At 51.1% G+C, this 17,068-nt stretch carries 13 protein-coding genes; 8 read left to right on the forward strand and 5 right to left on the reverse strand.

Features of this window, described 5'->3' with window-relative positions; translation table 11 throughout:
- Nucleotides 1-184 precede the first annotated feature (184 nt).
- From BM200_RS15380 to BM200_RS15395, 4 genes are all read right to left on the reverse strand, one after another.
- The gene (locus BM200_RS15380; RefSeq protein ID WP_091187071.1) at nucleotides 185-1,090 is read right to left on the reverse strand and encodes a GNAT family N-acetyltransferase; all 906 of its coding nucleotides are present in this window, start codon (nucleotides 1,088-1,090) and stop codon (nucleotides 185-187) included.
- A 12-nt stretch (nucleotides 1,091-1,102) separates the two neighbouring features.
- Nucleotides 1,103-2,797, reverse strand: coding sequence for a M3 family oligoendopeptidase (locus tag BM200_RS15385; RefSeq protein ID WP_091187073.1), 1,695 nt, complete (start codon nucleotides 2,795-2,797; stop codon nucleotides 1,103-1,105).
- A 185-nt stretch (nucleotides 2,798-2,982) separates the two neighbouring features.
- Nucleotides 2,983-4,164, reverse strand: a complete 1,182-nt coding sequence (locus tag BM200_RS15390; protein WP_091187076.1) for a M20 family metallopeptidase — start codon at nucleotides 4,162-4,164, stop codon at nucleotides 2,983-2,985.
- 65 nt (nucleotides 4,165-4,229) lie between these two features.
- Nucleotides 4,230-5,057 (reverse strand): AraC family transcriptional regulator, encoded by an 828-nt coding sequence (locus BM200_RS15395; RefSeq protein ID WP_091187078.1) that lies wholly within the window; start codon nucleotides 5,055-5,057, stop codon nucleotides 4,230-4,232.
- 126 nt (nucleotides 5,058-5,183) lie between these two features.
- On the opposite strand from BM200_RS15395, the gene BM200_RS15400 reads away from it, so the two are divergent.
- The 8 genes from BM200_RS15400 (at nucleotide 5,184) to phoU (ending at nucleotide 15,581) form a co-directional block, all read left to right on the forward strand.
- A complete protein-coding gene (locus tag BM200_RS15400; protein WP_091187080.1) occupies nucleotides 5,184-7,259 on the forward strand; it encodes a beta-galactosidase in 2,076 nt (691 codons plus the stop codon).
- 387 nt (nucleotides 7,260-7,646) lie between these two features.
- The gene (gene tyrS, locus BM200_RS15405; protein ID WP_091187082.1) at nucleotides 7,647-8,906 is read left to right on the forward strand and encodes a tyrosine--tRNA ligase; all 1,260 of its coding nucleotides are present in this window, start codon (nucleotides 7,647-7,649) and stop codon (nucleotides 8,904-8,906) included.
- A 163-nt stretch (nucleotides 8,907-9,069) separates the two neighbouring features.
- Nucleotides 9,070-9,666 (forward strand): Gmad2 immunoglobulin-like domain-containing protein, encoded by a 597-nt coding sequence (locus BM200_RS15410; RefSeq protein WP_091187085.1) that lies wholly within the window; start codon nucleotides 9,070-9,072, stop codon nucleotides 9,664-9,666.
- Nucleotides 9,667-10,219: 553 nt separating this feature from the next.
- Nucleotides 10,220-10,378 (forward strand): hypothetical protein, encoded by a 159-nt coding sequence (locus BM200_RS30035; RefSeq protein ID WP_175532882.1) that lies wholly within the window; start codon nucleotides 10,220-10,222, stop codon nucleotides 10,376-10,378.
- 30 nt (nucleotides 10,379-10,408) lie between these two features.
- Nucleotides 10,409-12,598: a hypothetical protein gene (locus BM200_RS15415; protein WP_091187087.1), complete on the forward strand. Its 2,190-nt coding sequence runs from the start codon at nucleotides 10,409-10,411 to the stop codon at nucleotides 12,596-12,598.
- A 166-nt stretch (nucleotides 12,599-12,764) separates the two neighbouring features.
- Nucleotides 12,765-13,901, forward strand: a complete 1,137-nt coding sequence (locus BM200_RS15420; RefSeq protein ID WP_091187090.1) for a methyl-accepting chemotaxis protein — start codon at nucleotides 12,765-12,767, stop codon at nucleotides 13,899-13,901.
- A gap of 207 nt (nucleotides 13,902-14,108) precedes the next feature.
- Entirely contained in the window at nucleotides 14,109-14,885 is a 777-nt protein-coding gene (gene pstB / locus BM200_RS15425) for a phosphate ABC transporter ATP-binding protein PstB (protein WP_217649569.1), read from the forward strand.
- Nucleotides 14,886-14,909: 24 nt separating this feature from the next.
- Complete coding sequence (phoU, locus tag BM200_RS15430) at nucleotides 14,910-15,581, forward strand: phosphate signaling complex protein PhoU (protein WP_091187900.1); 672 nt, start codon at nucleotides 14,910-14,912, stop codon at nucleotides 15,579-15,581.
- Between the two features lie 126 nt (nucleotides 15,582-15,707).
- Here the strand turns inward: phoU and BM200_RS15435 are convergent, their stop codons facing one another.
- A complete protein-coding gene (locus BM200_RS15435; RefSeq protein WP_175532883.1) occupies nucleotides 15,708-16,841 on the reverse strand; it encodes a HupE/UreJ family protein in 1,134 nt (377 codons plus the stop codon).
- Nucleotides 16,842-17,068 lie beyond the last annotated feature (227 nt).

The following is a 17,068-nucleotide window of genomic DNA, read 5'->3' on the forward strand; positions in this document are numbered from 1 at the left end:
GAAGTAAATAAGACCCTAAAGAGGGTCTTACGCTCTGAAAGTATCGTTATTAGAACAAATAAGACCCTTGAAGGGTCTTATTTGTTCTTGCCTTTGGTATGTTCCGTATCGAGCGAGGCTGCGCGAAAATCGTTAAGGTCCCTTGGGGACCTTAACGTCGAATAGATGGTATCTTGTACTAAGGTTAGGGTCCCTCAGGGATCTTAACCTCAGCTTCAGACATATCGCGGATCATCAATACCTGCTCCATCGTTGCCGTTAATCCCATTTCGGTCAGCAGCTCAACGAGCAACGTATGGGATGCCCGAATATTAAAGGCGGAACGCCGGCAAGTCTCGCCGGGCTGCCATACCTCATGCAAAGCGGCCAGCATAATATCCTTGGTATCGGTACGGCCGGCTGCGACCTCTAGCCGGTACAGGACGATGCCCGTTAACATGCCGTCCGGACTGAAGGTCCGCCGGTACAACGCATAACCTGCTGCCTCGCCGCCATCAAAGACGGCTACACTTTCGCCATCTTTCAAGCTAGGCAGGTCAGCCTGCCATACTTCGCCTGGAGAGTAGAGCGGAAGTCTTGCGGCTTCCGCCGCCATGCCGAGCGCAATCTGATAAGGATGCTCATACGTATCATCCATATCCGGAATGGGCTTCTCCGTCGACAGGATGAGAAGGCGGTCGACCTGCTCATACCCCATCCCCTCATATAGCCGAATAGCATTATCATTCTGCGATATCGCTTCAAGATTTGCCTGGCTGACGCCTAGTTCCTCATACAACTCGAGATTCCTTTGCATAAGGGCTTTGCCGATACCCTTGTTTCGGAAAGCGGGTACGATCGCTGTTCCACCGTTCCAAGCCAGCTTCCTGTCCTCTTGCTCGCGGAAACCGTTCATCACCAGTCCCGCGGGCTCACCGTCGACATAACAGGCGAAGGAGTGCTCAAGCGAGAGACCTTCCGTGGCAGTTCGGCTGATGAACCGCTCCAGCGGGATAGCTGCTGGAACGAAATAACCTTCAAAGGCTTGATTCCATAGCTCCGATACTTCCTTGATCGGAAGCTCGCTTAGGGGCCGGAACGTAATCGTCATGCTTCGGCCTCCTTACAGCGCTTTGTCGTCTACACTATCCAGCCAGCTGTCGATGCTGCCGATGACCGAAGTGACGCAGCCATCCTCGAACGGCGAGATGAGGCCGGCAACCTTAACCAGCTCGGTGAAGGAGAGGCTTCCGCCCTGGCGGCACAAGTTGAGGTAATCTGTCCATGCGGCAGTCCGGTCCTCGTGCATTCTTTTCCAGAACTGAAAGGCACAGATCTGCGCCAAGGTGTAGTCGATATAGTAGAACGGACTGCCGAAGACATGCCCTTGACGCTGCCAATAGGCACCGTGATCCAGATAGCTGTTTTCCTCATAGTCGCGGTGCGGCAAATATTTCTTCTCGATTTCCCGCCATGCCGCTTTGCGCTCGGCTGGCGTAGCATCCGGATTCTCATAGACGAAGTGCTGGAATTCGTCTACCGTTACGCCGTAAGGGAGGAAGAGCAGGGAGCCCGCCAGATGCTGGAACCGGTATTTATCCACATCCTCCTTGAAGAATAGGTCCATCCACGGCCAAGTGAAGAACTCCATACTCATCGAATGGATCTCACAGGCTTCGTAAGTCGGGAAGGCATATTCCGGTACGGCAAAGCTTCTGCTCTCATATACCTGGAAGGCGTGGCCGGCTTCATGCGTCAGGACGTCGATATCACCGGCAGTACCGTTAAAGTTGGAGAAAATAAACGGCGCGCCGTACTCGCTGATATACGTACAGTAACCGCCGCCTTGCTTGCCTTTTTTGGCAACCAGGTCCATTAGCCCGTTCTCCTGCATGAAGGTGAAAAATTCATCCGTCTCGGGCGACAGCTCGGCGTACATCCTGGCACCATTGTCAACGATCCATTCCGGGCTGCCTTTGGGCTTCGCATTCCCGGACAGGAAAGCGAGATTCTCATCGTAGTAGTAGAGCTGATCCACACCAATCCGCTGACGCTGGCGTTCCTTCAGCTTGGTTGCAACAGGCACGATATGCTCAAGCACCTGATTGCGGAAGTTTGCGACCATCTCCGCCGTATAATCGGTACGGCTCATACGCGCATAACCAAGCTCAACGAAATTCGCGAAGCCCAGCTTTTTCGCAATTCGGGTACGTACTTTCACAAGCTCATCATAGATCCGGTCGAACTCAGCCTCATTCTCCGCCATAAAGCCGGAGGAAGCTTCCGATGCAGCTTTGCGTACAGAGCGGTCAGTCGATTGCTGGAAAGGGGAGAGTTGGGACAACGTCCGTTCTTCACCGTCGAACATGATTTTGGCCGAAGCAATCAGCTTCGAGTATTCGGTAGACAGCTTGTTCTCCTGCTGGAGATCCTCGATGACCTCCGGGCTGAATGTCTTCAGCGACAGCTCGGCCAGCTGGAACAGCTGACGGCCCCATTTGTTCTCAAGCTCTGCACGGAATGGGGAATTGACCAACGCCCGGTAATAATCGGTTATGTATTCCTGTACGACAGGCCCGTTCTCGTCGAAGAAATCCTGTTCGGCTTTATAAAATTCATCGTTGGTATCAATCGAATGACGGATGCTCGCAATCTGCTGCATCGTGTCAAATTCGCTCCGCAGCTTATTCATGCCCGACATTGCGGCATCCTGCTCTTCGAAACGGCTTGCTGCATTAAACGCGGATAGAAGCTCCTTGAATTGTTTCTCGAAAGACGCTACTTCGGGACGTTCATAACGATACTCATTAAATTTCAATTGGATACACCTGCCCTCTCTTGATCAATAGTTTAGAAAATAGGAAATGGATGGTAGAACCATTGCCTTATGACTATTCGTTAGGATTAGCGGTTAATCCTGCTTCATCCGCAAGCGAAGAGGCTTCCTTCACCAATGCTCAGGCGAAGAGAAGCCTCTAATGAACGTATGTTCAGGATGGGCGGTTATTTCTTGGTCTTCAGCTCGAATTCCTCGCGAATTCTTGCAAGCAAAGCCGGATCGGCAACGACGTCATAAGCCGTTGCAGCGAGTGTCTTGGCGGCGAAGATCATCCGGTCAAGCGCACGCTCGGTCATCGCCGCATCACGGAATTCCACCGTGTGGAGAAGGAAGCGTTCCTCAACCATTTTCACATAAGGATGAATAGCGGGACAACGGACGGACACATTGCCAAGATCCAGCGAGCCGTGATCCTTTCCGGTCTCAATCTCTTCCGGCTTTACGCCTAATTCAAGCAGATTAGCCGTAAAGCATTCGGATAACGCCTCATTCGTAAGCAGCTCATCGTAGGAGAATTCGTAATTATTCATCTCCAGCCTGCAGCCGGTCTGCAGCGCTGCTCCTTCGGCGCAGCGGCGTACCTTCTCGGCCAGTTCATTCGTGTAAGCCCGGGTGGCGGAACGCACGTAAAACTGGGCGGAAGCATAGTCCGGAATGACGTTTGGCGCTTTGCCGCCGTTATCGATGATGCCATGGATGCGTGCATCGCTTCGGGTCTGCTGACGGAGCGCATTCACGCTGTTGAACAGCTGCAGAACGGCATCGAGCGCGTTAATGCCTTCATAAGGGCTTGCTGCCGCATGAGCCGGCTTGCCGAAATATTCGAACCGGATGGCGTCAAGCGCAAGCGAATCGCCGGATTTCTCGAATGTATAGTAGGGATGCGCCATAAGGGCAAAGTCGCAGTCGTCAAACAATCCGGCTTCGGACATCGGCACTTTAGCGCCTTTCGTTTCCTCAGCCGGGGTGCCGTAGACGCGGATTGTTCCGCCGTATTGATCCAGTACGGCCTTTAATCCGACCGCCGCCGCAATTCCCATCGTGCAGATCAGATGATGGCCGCAGGCATGGCCGATATCGGGCAAGGCATCATATTCGCAGAGGAAGGCGACTGTTGGACCCGGTTTGCCGGAAGAATAGGTTCCAATAAATGCAGTAGGGATGCCAAGCGTTCCCCGTTCTACCGAGAAGCCATGTCTCTCCAGCTCAGCGCACAGCATAGCGGCCGACTTGAATTCCTCGTGGCCAAGCTCCGGATTGGCGCCAATTGTCCGTGAGATTTGTTTGAATGATTCTGCATGGGATTCAATCGCATCCCATACAAGTTGTTTGCTGCTGCTTGTCATGGACAAGCCTCCTTCTCTATCTTATCCCCACCATTATAACTGAAACGCCTGAGGTGAACCAAAATCTAATGAATGCCATGCAGCTTCTTGAACTGCTCCGGACTCATCCCCTCCAGCTTCTTGAAGACCGTGGTGAAGTAGCTCGCGCTGTCGAAGCCAACCATCGAAGCGATCTCGTGCATCTTATTTTCTCTCCCGAGATACATCAGCTCCTTGCTGCGGTTAATGCGCTCACGGTTCACGTATTCCATCGGCCGCATGCCCATCAGCTGCTTGAAGAGGCGGCACAGATATTGCGGGGTAACGCCTATGCGTGAAGACAAGTCTTGAATGGTCATCACGCCGTCGATATGCTCTTCAATATATCGAATGACCGGATTGAGCCTGGTATAATACTGCTCCGCGGATTGAGTGCTCACTTGGACTACCTTCATCAGATCCAGCAGGAACAGATAAACAAGCTTGGAGCATTCGATTCCGAGAAAAGGAAGCCCGGATTCCGCCATAGCGGAAATACCCCGCAGATGAGCGACGATCATCTCGCTGTCGGTAACGGAATAGAGCCCGGGCTCTTTAATGCCGGCTTGCGCAAGCAAATCCTCGGCCAGGCTGCCGCCAAAGCTGATAAAATAAACATCCCAAGGCTCACGGACCGCATAATAACGGTGAGGAACACCGGGAAATAAGCAAAAGCCCTGACCGGCTTTCACCGTATATCGCTCTTCGCCGATCCACAATTCGCCCTCGCCGCCGGTTGCCTGCAGCCACTGGTAATGCGGAAAACCCTGCTGACGATCAATCGTCTCTTGATTATTCCAGTGTCCGATTATATCTACATAGAGGGGAAGCTTACGGTCGGAATCGGCCAGAATCGGAAATACCAATTTATCCATGATGGAGCCACTTCCAGTTTCATATTTTTAAAGTAATGTGAATATAATGTGATTTTATTGGATTTGAATGCGTATTACAATATTAATATCGTAATAGACATAACACTCGTATGGAGGTTAATAACAATGACTTTGAAGTTCCCGCCACTCAGCAACAAATTCCCGCAAATGCTCCATGGAGCGGATTATAACCCCGATCAATGGCTTGATTATCCTCATGTTCTGGAAGAAGATATCCGTCTGATGAAGCTGTCGAGCAGCAATGTGATGTCTGTCGGCATTTTCTCATGGGCAGCTTATGAGCCTGAAGAAGGCGTATATACGTTTGAATGGATGGACCAATTGCTTGACCGCTTTGCAGCGAACGGGATCTATGCTTTGCTGGCAACGCCAAGCGGTGCAAGACCAGCCTGGATGTCGCAAAAATATCCGGAGGTTCTTCGCGTAGAAGAGAACGGAATCCGCAACCTGCACGGCGCGCGCCATAACCACTGCTTCTCTTCGCCGGTATACCGCGCGAAGGTGCAGGAGATGAACCGCAAGCTGGCTGAACGTTACTCGGAGCATCCGGCGGTAATCGGCTGGCATATCTCCAATGAGTTTGGCGGCGAGTGCCATTGCAACTACTGTACAGAAGCCTTCCAACAGTGGCTGGAGAAGCGTTACGGCACGATCGAAGCATTGAACCATGCCTGGTGGACAACGTTCTGGGCACATAAATATACAAGCTTCAGCCAGATCGAAACCCCAACCTACCGCGGCGAAAAAGCCGTTCACGGCATGAATGTGGACTGGAGACGATTCGTAACCGACCAGACCGTCGATTTCTGCCGCAAGGAGATGGAGCCGCTGCGCGAGATTAATCCGGAGCTGCCGATTACTACAAACTTCATGCTGGACTTTGAGCCGCTGAACTATTGGAAGTTTGCCGATCTTCTCGACATGATCTCGTGGGATGCTTACCCGACCTGGCATGATGCGAAGGATCAAAGCGAGCTTGCGGCATGGATCGGCTTCAACCATGACGTGTTCCGTTCGCTAAAAGGCGGCAAGCCGTTTATGCTGATGGAAAGCACGCCAAGCATGACGAACTGGCAGCCTATCAGCAAGCTGAAGAAGCCGGGCATGCATTTGCTTGCGTCGATGCAGGCGGTTGCGCACGGCTCGGATACGGTTCAATATTTCCAATGGCGCAAAAGCCGCGGCTCCAGCGAGAAGCTGCATGGTGCGGTAGTAGATCATGTCGGTCATGAGAATACCCGCGTCTTCAAGGATGTTACGGACGTAGGTCAAGCACTGGAACAGCTCCAAGAAGTTGTCGGAACCTCGGTGAAGCCGCAAGTAGCGATCATCAATGACTGGGAGAACCGCTGGGCCGTGAAGGATTCGCAAGGCCCCCGCAACGGCGGCATCCATTATGAAGAAACATTGAAACGTCACTACCGTCCGCTCTGGGATATGGGCGTGCCCGTTGATATTATCGATTCGGAATGTGCGCTTGACTCGTACAAGCTTCTCATTGCCCCGATGCTGTACATGGTGCGTCCGGGTGTTGGCGAGCGAATTGAGGAGTTTGTGCGTAACGGCGGTACTTTCGTAGCTACGTACTGGTCCGGTATCGTAAACGAAAGCGACCTTTGCTTCCTTGACGGCTTCCCGGGACCGCTTCGCAAGACGCTTGGCATCTGGTCGGAGGAGATCGATTCCCTGCATGACGGCGAGACGAACCGTGTCGTGATGTCGGCAGGCAACAAGCTGGGGCTTCAAGGCGAGTACGAGGCTTATGAGCTGTGCGATCTGATCCACCTGGAAGGCGCAGAAGCATTGGCCGTATACGGCGATGACTTCTACGCTGGCCGTCCGGCCTTGACTGTGAACCAGCTTGGCGAAGGCAAAGCTTATTATGTGGCTTCCCGTAACAAGGAGCCGTTCTTTACCGACTTCTTCAAGAAGCTGGTGGAACAGGAAGGGCTGAAGCGTGTTATTGATACGGAGCTTCCGCACGGCGTGACGGCGCAATTACGCTCCGACGGCGAGCATGATTATGTGTTTGTGATGAACTTCAGCGAGACGGAGCAGCTTGTTAAGCTGGATGAGCAGGAGTACGAAGATGTACTGGCCGGCGGTAAAGCGGGTAATGAGCTGGCGCTTCCGCTCAATGGCGTGCGTATTCTGAAAAGAAAAGCAAGCTTCCATGCCTAAACCAGCTGCTTTCCGCAGCCTGTTCCAAGCCGGAAACTCAGCTTAAATGATAATAGATTGACATTTATTGCGCCATTCTCTATAATTTCTGTAATCTGATATAACTTATGCGACGAATGAGCGCAGTAGCGGCTTAATCCCTGTTCTAGAAAGCCGGGGGGCGATGGAACCCGGCACACATTAAGTCCCGCGAAATACACTCTGGAGCATCTCGGGTAATGCCGGGCGGAATTGGCGAACGATATCTCGCCCGAGAGCGGTATGAACGTTTGCGTGCGCGCGGCGTCTTCATGCAATTTGGGTGGTAACACGGTGATCAAATCGTCCCTATGTCTGTATAGACTAGGGGCGTTTTTTTATTTTTATTTAAAAAAAGGAGAGCTGACAATGAACATTATTGATGAACTGGAATGGCGAGATGCCATTAATCAACAAACCGATGAAGAGGGACTCCGCGCTTTGACAAACGAGAAGGCCGTCTCGCTATATTGCGGAGTCGATCCGACGGGAGACAGTATGCATATCGGCCACTTGATCCCATTCATGGTGCTCAAGCGATTCCAGTTGGCAGGCCACCGGCCTGTCATTCTGATCGGAGGCGCAACGGGAACGATTGGCGACCCAAGCGGCCGCACATCCGAGCGTTCTTTGCAGACGCTGGAGCAGATCCAGTCGAATGTCGAAGCGCTGGCTGCCCAGCTTCGCAAGCTGTTCCTCACCGAAGGCGACAACAATATCCGCATGGTTAATAACTATGACTGGACCCATAAGATCAACGTCATTGAGTTCTTGCGCGACTACGGCAAAAACTTCAGCGTCAATACGATGCTCGCGAAGGATGTCGTATCGAGCCGGCTCGATAGCGGCATTTCGTTTACGGAATTCTCGTACCAAATTTTGCAATCGCTCGATTTTCTTCACCTATACCGAGAAGAAGACGTGCAGCTGCAGATCGGGGGCTCCGACCAATGGGGCAATATTACGAGCGGCCTTGACCTGATCCGCAAGAAGGAAGGCAGCGAAGCGAAGGCGTTTGGCTTGACGATTCCGCTCATGCTGAAGGCTGACGGCACGAAGTTCGGCAAAACGGCAGGCGGCGCAATCTGGCTGGACCCGGATAAGACGACGCCTTATGAGTTCTACCAGTTCTGGGCGAATACCGACGACCGTGATGTTGTGAAATATTTGAAATACTTTACGTTCCTCTCCAAGGAAGAGATTGAAGGACTCGCCGAGAAAGTGAATACGGAGCCTCATAAGCGGGAAGCTCAGAAGAAGCTTGCCGAAGAGATGACTCGCTTTGTCCATAGCGAAGAGCTGCTGCAGCAAGCGCTGCGTATTACGGCCGCGTTGTTCAGCGGTGATATCAAGTCGCTCAGCGCAGACGAAATCGAGCAGGGCTTCAAGGAAATGCCGACATTCGAATCCGCGGGAGATGCGAAGAACATCGTTGATTGGCTGGTTGATCTCGGTATCGAGCCTTCCAAGCGTCAAGCGAGAGAGGATATCACAAACGGCGCTATCTCCATGAACGGCGAGCGCGTGACCGACCTTATGCTGGAGGTGTCCACGGAGCACGCAATCGGAGGACGCTTCATCATTATCCGCAAAGGCAAAAAAAATTACAGCTTGGTGAAGATAGCCTAGGTCTAAATCCCCCTGATTCTATCCTATTTTGGATGAAGCAGGGGGGTTTTTGTTGAGGCGTACTTGGAGCGGGTGCGGCAACTGGCATGTTAGACACACTAGTCCACATAGAATGGGAATATGGCCGGGCAGTTAGGCGGATTCTGAAAAATGAGGTGTGGACATGCTTCGTGGATATAAGGGATTTATTGTTGGTTTACTGATGGGCGGACTGCTCATGACGGCTTTGCCCTCGATGGCGGCTACGAACAAGACGACTTATTCGTTGACGGAAGCGGGTTATCCGATTGAAGTAAATGGTACGGTCTATACAGGCCAGGGACTGCCTGTCCTGAATTACAAAGGAAACACCTACGTGCCGCTTAGGGCGGTGGGGGATATGCTTGGCGCTTCTGTGGCATGGAATAACAAGCTGGGGAAGGTTGTTATTTCCTCAGAGCTGGCCCCATGCAATTCGGCGTTTTGTGACGTAAAAGTGAGCGGCTCGGGAGGTCATTATACCGTCTCCGGAAAAGGCAGAGTGTTCGAGGCGGTTATGCAATACGCGGTGGAAGACGGGCACAATTATTTGCTCGAAGGCCATCAAATGCTGAATGAGGGGGCGCCTGCCTGGTCGCCGTTCTCATTGGATATTATCCTCCCGCCAGAGCAGCTGCCTTCGAACGGGACGCTGATGCTCGAGCTGTTCGAATACAGCGCGGAGGACGGCTCGCGAATCAACGCGTTAAGCATCCCATTGGAGACGTTCGGCACTAACTAGTGAAAAAGCTGACTGCTTCAGCTGCTCTAAGACCGGAAACTGCAAGCAAAGCGCATAATGGCGCTTCAGCTTGCAGTTTTTTTGTTGGTTAGAAAAAAATGATGCTTCCGTCCTATCTTTTATTTGGCGAAAAGCAAGATTCATAAAATAATGTTAGGAGTGTCGCGATGTTAATATAACAAATGAGTCAAATTTGGTTGAAAAACCTCGAATTAAAACGAGTGTCCTCGAATTATAAATAAAAATAGTCATTTTCACTGTCATAAAGTCCAAGTTAGTCCTTGTAATGAAATATTGATTATATATAATGATTATATTAATATATTGAACAAGAATCCTTGATGCTCAATCCTTTTAATTTCGAGGGGGATGATCGCTGCCAGACCAACCAACATTCGCATCTGTAGAACACTTCATGATGAACCGCACTTTACATCCTTCACACTACCTATCACACACCCTAGTCGGCCCCTAGAACAATCACGAATCACTCATACCATTCCTGGAGGTGGAGCCATGATTCAAACTGCTTTATGGAAGCGGGTTTGGCGGCTTGGAGACGTCATTATGGAAGCGCCGCGATGAACAAGCGCTGAAGATTATTGACGATCTGCGTAATCAGATGAAGAAAACGGGCTACGACGACGCCGTTAAGTATATGAACGAAAAACTGAAGGGGAAAGAAATCGTTACCCTTCAAATGCCGAACTAACGGTTCGGATACAAAGGAGGCAGCTTAAGAGTGGGGAAGAAACACGAACGTGCCGAATGGACGGGATTTCAGGAATCTCGCCCCTACGGGCCGAAGTATGATTTAAGAACGGATTTCGTCATGGTGTATGGGCTGTCGGACCAGCTCGAGGAACGGATTGAAGGCTGGAGGAAAGCCGGCTATACGATTCATCTCATGACCGGTGTCTCATGGGGAGAATATCAGGATTATTTGTACGAAAAATTTGACGGCAGGAATCATTGGGACGAAGCCCAGATGGACCGGTTCGGCAACTATATTCAGCACGGCAAGGATGTGCCGTATATGGTTCCGACGGTCGCTTTCTCCGAGTATTTGGCAACCTATATCAAGAAAGCGATCGACTGCGGAGTCGAGGCCATCCATCTGGAGGAACCGGAATACTGGGCGCAGTCGGGCTATTCGGAGGCGTTCAAGCGAGAGTGGCTGACTTATTACGGGGAGCCGTGGACGGCTCCTCACCTCTCGCCGGATGCGCAATACCGGGCTTCGAAGCTGAAGGCTTATCTGTATTACCGGGCGCTGGACCGGCTCTGCGCACAGATGAAAGAATATGCCCTGGTTACCTATGACCGGCAGGTTCGTTTCTACGTGCCTACGCACAGCCTGATTAATTACACGCAATGGCGAATCATCAGCCCGGAGGCGCTGCTCGTCTCGATGCCTTCCTGCGATGGGTTCATTGCGCAGATTTGGACGGGAACGGCGAGAACGTCGAATGTGTATCAGGGCATCCGTAGGGAGCGCACCTTCGAGACGGCGTTCCTGGAATACGGCATTATGCAGGAGCTGACTCGGGGGACGGGAAGGGATATGTGGTTCCTGCATGATCCGATTGAAGACAATCCTCGTTATAGCTGGAGCGATTACCGCCATAACTACCGGGCAACGGTTGTCGCTTCCCTGCTTCATCCCGGCGTCTCGAAGTTCGAAGTATGTCCTTGGCCATGGCGGGTATTCACGTTGGGGTATCCGACCGAAGATGGTAAAGGAAAAGAAGTCATACCGGCAAGTTACAAGACCGTCCTTCTTACGGTCATGAACGTGCTCCGGGATCTTCACCACCACGTGGAAGAAGAAGATGACGCCTATACGAGAGGGATCGGCCTGCTCTTGTCCAATTCCGCTATGTATCAAAGAGGCGATGTCGTGCCTGAAGAGACGGAGCCGCTGACCAGCGACAAAAAAGCCGAGGGGATGACGACATCGGATATGCTGTCACCTGAGCAGCAGGAGCTGCTGGATTTTTCGGCGTTTTATGGTCTTGCTCTGCCGCTCGTGAAGGACGGCATCCCTCTGCGTCCGGTGCAGCTGGACAACGCGCTGACCTTCCCGGGGTATCTGGACGATTACAAAGTGCTTCTTCTCAGCTACGAGTACATGAAGCCCGAGCATGCGGGGCTGCATCAGGCGATTGCGGGATGGGTCAGAGACGGCGGCGTGCTCATCTATGTCGGCGACGGATCGGATGACTTCCATGGCGTGCGCGAGTGGTGGAACCGGGAAGGCAGCCGGAGAACCTATGAGCGGCCGGACCAGCATTTGTTCGAGACGCTGGGACTATCCGCCAATCAGGAGGACGGCGAATATGCAGCGGGTGCCGGATTTGTCATCGTGCGCCGCGTTCATCCAGCCGTTCTGTCGCGTACGAGCGAAGGCGCGGACATGGTCCGGGCATGCGTGCAGCAAGCGCTCACGCTCAGAGGCGAGGCCGAAGCGTACCGCACTAGCGGCATGCTTCGGATCAAGCGGGGGCCGTATGTTATCGCGCAAGCGCTTGACGAGACCAAGCATGAGGGAAATCAATTGGAGGGACTGTATATCGACCTGTTCGAGCATGATCTCCCGATACTCCATAACGTTGAATTGAAGCCGGGTCACAATTGCTTGTTATACGATCTGAACGCTGCGGAGGCAGCTAACGACGGCGGCATTCCGAAGATTCTTGTCAGCTCATCGCGCATTGAGGACGAAACGGCGGATGCGAAGACAATCACCTTCCGTTCGGAAAGCCCGTCAGAAATGACGGTCAGCACTCGCCTGCGCGTTTCTTCAGCTCCCGCTCAAGTAACGGCAGACGGCCTTAAGGCGGAACAAGTGTATGACGAAGCTTCCAGGACGCTCCTAATCCGGTATCCTGGCAAGCCGGAAGGTGTTCTGGTGGAAGTGGCGTGGAACTAAAGGATGATAGTTTAAAAAATAGCGGTGCATACCTGCACGGCTATTTTTTTGCTTTTGAACAGGTGATCAGGCCATTTTTAACGCTGCGATAACATTTCTATGAAATGGAATTGATGCTTAAGGCCTATATTTAGTAACAGGAGCCCATAGAGAAAGGTGAGAGACCATGACGAATGCTGTATTAGAACGTCAATCGAAAGAAAGACAAGTCGAACCTGCTCGTATCTCAACCCGCCTGTTAGAGTTTATCCGGATGGTGCCTGTAATTGCCGCATCCAGTTCCTGCAAAGACACCATTGCTTTATTTAAGGAGCATCCGGACAGCGAATGTGTAGTGATAAGCGGAGATGGAGCGGAGAAGGACAAGCCTGTAGGACTAATGATGCGTAATCAGTTTTTTATGCGACTCAGTCAGAGGTTTGGCGTGGATCTGTATTACGAAAAGCCGGTCTCGGAACTGATGGACCCTTCTCCTATGATCGTGGACCAAAGCTATTCCCCGCAGCAGCTCATCGATAATGCGCTGAAGCGTGAAGACAGCGTTCTATACAACTGTGTCATCGTAACGAAAGACGGTCTGGTAAAAGGGATCTTAACGGTCTCCGATCTGCTCCGCATGTCCAGACAGCTTCAGCAGGAAGCGGTGGACGGACAGGTGAAGACGATCAACAGCGTCGGAAGCCGGGTGAAAGAGATTGATCAGGCCGTAAGCTCGGTTCGGCAATCCGCACTGGATGGCAAGCAAATATCTGCGGATATGGTGGACTTGACGTTAAGCGGCAAGAATCAATTGGACAAGGTGACTGCTGCATTCGCCAAGCTGGCAGCCAATTCGATGCAGCAAGAGCAGCGGATGAATGAGCTGCAATCTGAAGCGGGCTCGATCAGCCATGTTTCCAAGCTCATCAAAGAGCTGGCGGAGCAAAGCAATCTGCTGGCGATTAACGCTTCTATTGAAGCAGCGCGTGCAGGCGAGCATGGCAGAGGCTTTGCTGTTGTAGCCGGTGAGGTTATGAAGCTGGCCAATGAAACGAAGCGTTCCGCTGAGTCCATTACGACTCTGACGAAGACGATTGTAGCGGCCATTGAGCAGACAGCTGGGCTTGCGCGGGAAGGCCGCGAAGAGGCGGTTGTCAGTGAAACCTGCGTTCATGAAGCAGGCAGTGTCTTCAGTCATTTGTTCCAGGCATCAGCAAACAGCAAGAGCAGCTCGGAGCAGATTGGCAAGCTTTCGGAGCAAGCTTACCAGCAGACGGTGCATGTGTCGCAGGAGATCGATAAGCTGCTGGGGTCCTATTTTTAACATGGAATTTACAAAACTTCAATACCCGATTTACAAACGGCTAGTAGGATAGATACGTCAGAGTAAAATTGCGTATTTCCGGTTATCGGATAGGTTACCCATTATAACTCAGGTTATGATTTCGAAATGAATGGCCAAGCCTCAGTATGAAACTCGTTCATCTGAGGCTGTTGTTCATTATCTATGCATATGCGGAGGAGAACGATCATGCAAACGACCTTATTGCAGACGAAGCCCTTAATTGACATTAACAAGCTGAACTTGTATTACGGAGCTTTCCATGCCTTGAAGGATGTTTCGCTCACCATTCCCGAGAAGGCGATTACCGCTTTTATCGGTCCTTCCGGCTGCGGCAAATCCACGCTGCTTCGGACGCTTAACCGGATGAACGATATGATTCCGGGCACAAGAATCGAAGGCAGCATCGCGATTGGCGGAACGGAAATTTATTCGAATGATGTAGACGTGGAGACCCTTCGCAAGAAGGTGGGTATGGTATTCCAACAGCCGAATCCGTTTCCGAAATCGATCTACGACAATGTGGCTTATGGCCCGCGCCTTCATGGCATTACGAGCAAGAAGCAACTGGACGAGATTGTGGAGACGAGTTTGAAGTCTGCCGTACTCTGGGATGAAGTGAAGGACTATATGAAGCGCTCGGCACTAAGCCTCTCGGGCGGTCAGCAGCAGCGGCTTTGTATTGCGCGTGCAATTGCGGTAAATCCGGATGTTCTGCTGATGGACGAAGCAACTTCGGCGCTTGACCCGATCTCGACACTAAAGATCGAAGAGCTGGCGCAAGAGCTGAAAGACCGTTATACGATTGTGATGGTTACGCATAACATGCATCAAGCAGCACGCGTTTCGAATCAAACGGTCTTTTTCTTGAACGGTGAGGTTGTGGAGTTCTCGGAAACGGAGAAGCTGTTCTCCAACCCGACTGATCAGCGGACAGAAGATTACATTAGCGGACGTTTCGGCTAAGACATAAGGGGGATTAGGAATATGATGGCAACGAGAAAAGAGTTTGACCATGGTTTGGAGCAGCTCCATAATCTGCTCGTAGAGATGGGCACATTCGTGGAAGAGGCGCTGGTGGATTCAATGAAGGCGCTCAGCGGCACGGATGTTGAGAAAGCAAGAGCTATCATTACGAATGACCAGCATCTGAACCATCTGGAGGACCAGATTACTGATCTTGGCTCCAAGCTGATTGCCACGCAGCAGCCGGTTGCCAAGGACCTGCGCCGGATTTTGGCTGCGTTCAAGATTGCGTCGGATCTCGAAAGAATGGGCGACCTTTGCGTGAACATTGCGAAGTTTGTTGTACGTCTCGAGGGACAATCACTCATCAAGCCCTTGATTGACTTGCCGCGTATGGCTGAGATCGTGCAGACCATGACTTATGAGTCGATTCAATCTTTTGTGCAGGAAAATGTGGACTTGGCTTACAAGCTGGCAACGGAAGATGATCAGGTTGATGCGCTTTGCGCCCAAATCTCTCGCGAGCTGCTGTCGCTTATGATGGAGAATCCGCGCAACATTACGCAGGCAACCGTCCTAAACCTTGTAGCCCGCAACATCGAGCGGATCGGTGACCATGCCACGAACATCGGCGAGAGTGTTGTTTATCTCGTGACAAACAAACGTCCGGATCTAAATATCCAGCATAATATTTAATCTTTTTATCACAACAAAAGGGACTGCCCATTTCGATGGTTGGTCCCTTTTGTGTTTGTCGGTACATCGAAAATTCAAAAGTGGCCGTGCAGAGGTGAGTACCCCGCACGGCCACTTTGTTTCCATTTACAGCAGTCGCTCGTAGAGCCAGAAAGCTCCGGCTGCAGCGATCAGAACGGACGCTGCTTGCACAGTCCGGTAGTAGCCTTTGTAGCGCTGGGCGTACCTGATGACCGGAACAGCAAGGGCTACAAGACAAAGCTGAATGAATTCAATCCCGATGTTGAAGCTTGCCAGATCAACCGCCACATATGGTTTGGGGATGTCCATGCCTAGCAGAATGTCAGCGAAGCCCATGCCATGAATCAATCCGAACGCGAAAGTGACAAGCCAACGGAATCGTATCTTTTTGAAGAAAATATTCTCAACGGCTACGTATATAATGCTTAATGCGATGATGGATTCAATAAACCTTGAAGGGAAATGCAAGATCTCGAGATAGGTCAAGGTTAGTGTAATACTGTGTGCAATGGTGAATGCGGTAATCGTAGCCGCATACTGCTTAAAGCTCTGTCTGCCCAGCAGAAGTGCGAGCAGGAACAGCAAATGGTCATAGCCACCTAAGATGTGATGCATGCCAAGCTTGAAGAAGGAGTACCAGGCGGAATCCTTGAAGCTGAATGAAGCCTTTGCATCGGTTGTTGCATTGGCGGTTACGGAAGACTGATTATCGAGTGCTGCTCCGGAAACGGAATCCTCGGCTTCCTGTCCTTGTTCCAGCTGCGGTTCTGTATGAATCATCGTCCAATCGCGTTCATTGCCGGTCAGTATGGCTTGACTGACATCGGCGCCGCTTTTTGCGATAAGCAGATTGGCATAGTTCGTATTGCTGTCATTGTAATAAAGGCCATCGTTTAAATGAACCGTTTCCCCATAAGGAACTGCCGGATAGATAAAATGGACGGTGACGTAGTTCATATCGTTCTTCTGCGTGAATTCGATGCCGGCATCTTCTCCAGCTTGATCCTGCTGTCCGACTTCGAGGTACATGGAATCCTCGATAAAGTGGATGATGGTTGCCTGATTAGCCGTTAATTCCACTTGATCCAGCTTACCGTCTCCATTTGTATCCACATCCACCTTCTCCAGAACGGATAACTCATCAATAGAAAAGTCCAGCTTTGTCTGATCCTGATCGAATGTAATCTCGGTATAGCTTGCGCTAAGAGGATGCGCACTAGCAGTCTTGGGTAAAGACATAACTGGTATCAGCGTGATCAAAAGCAACATTAAAAGTCGCTTAGTTATTGAAATTTTGTTCAGAAAAACAACCCCCAGATGCAGATGTGTTTAATAAAATTATAGGTCCGGCCGAAAACTTGTGTCAATTCATTTAGCGAGTAATAATAATATATTTACCTTAACTTAATATAAAAAAGGATTTTATTTACATAATTTAATATTGAAAATCAAGTTTAATAAAACAA

This window comes from Paenibacillus catalpae (assembly GCF_900112695.1).
Lineage (GTDB): Bacteria > Bacillota > Bacilli > Paenibacillales > Paenibacillaceae > Pristimantibacillus > Pristimantibacillus catalpae.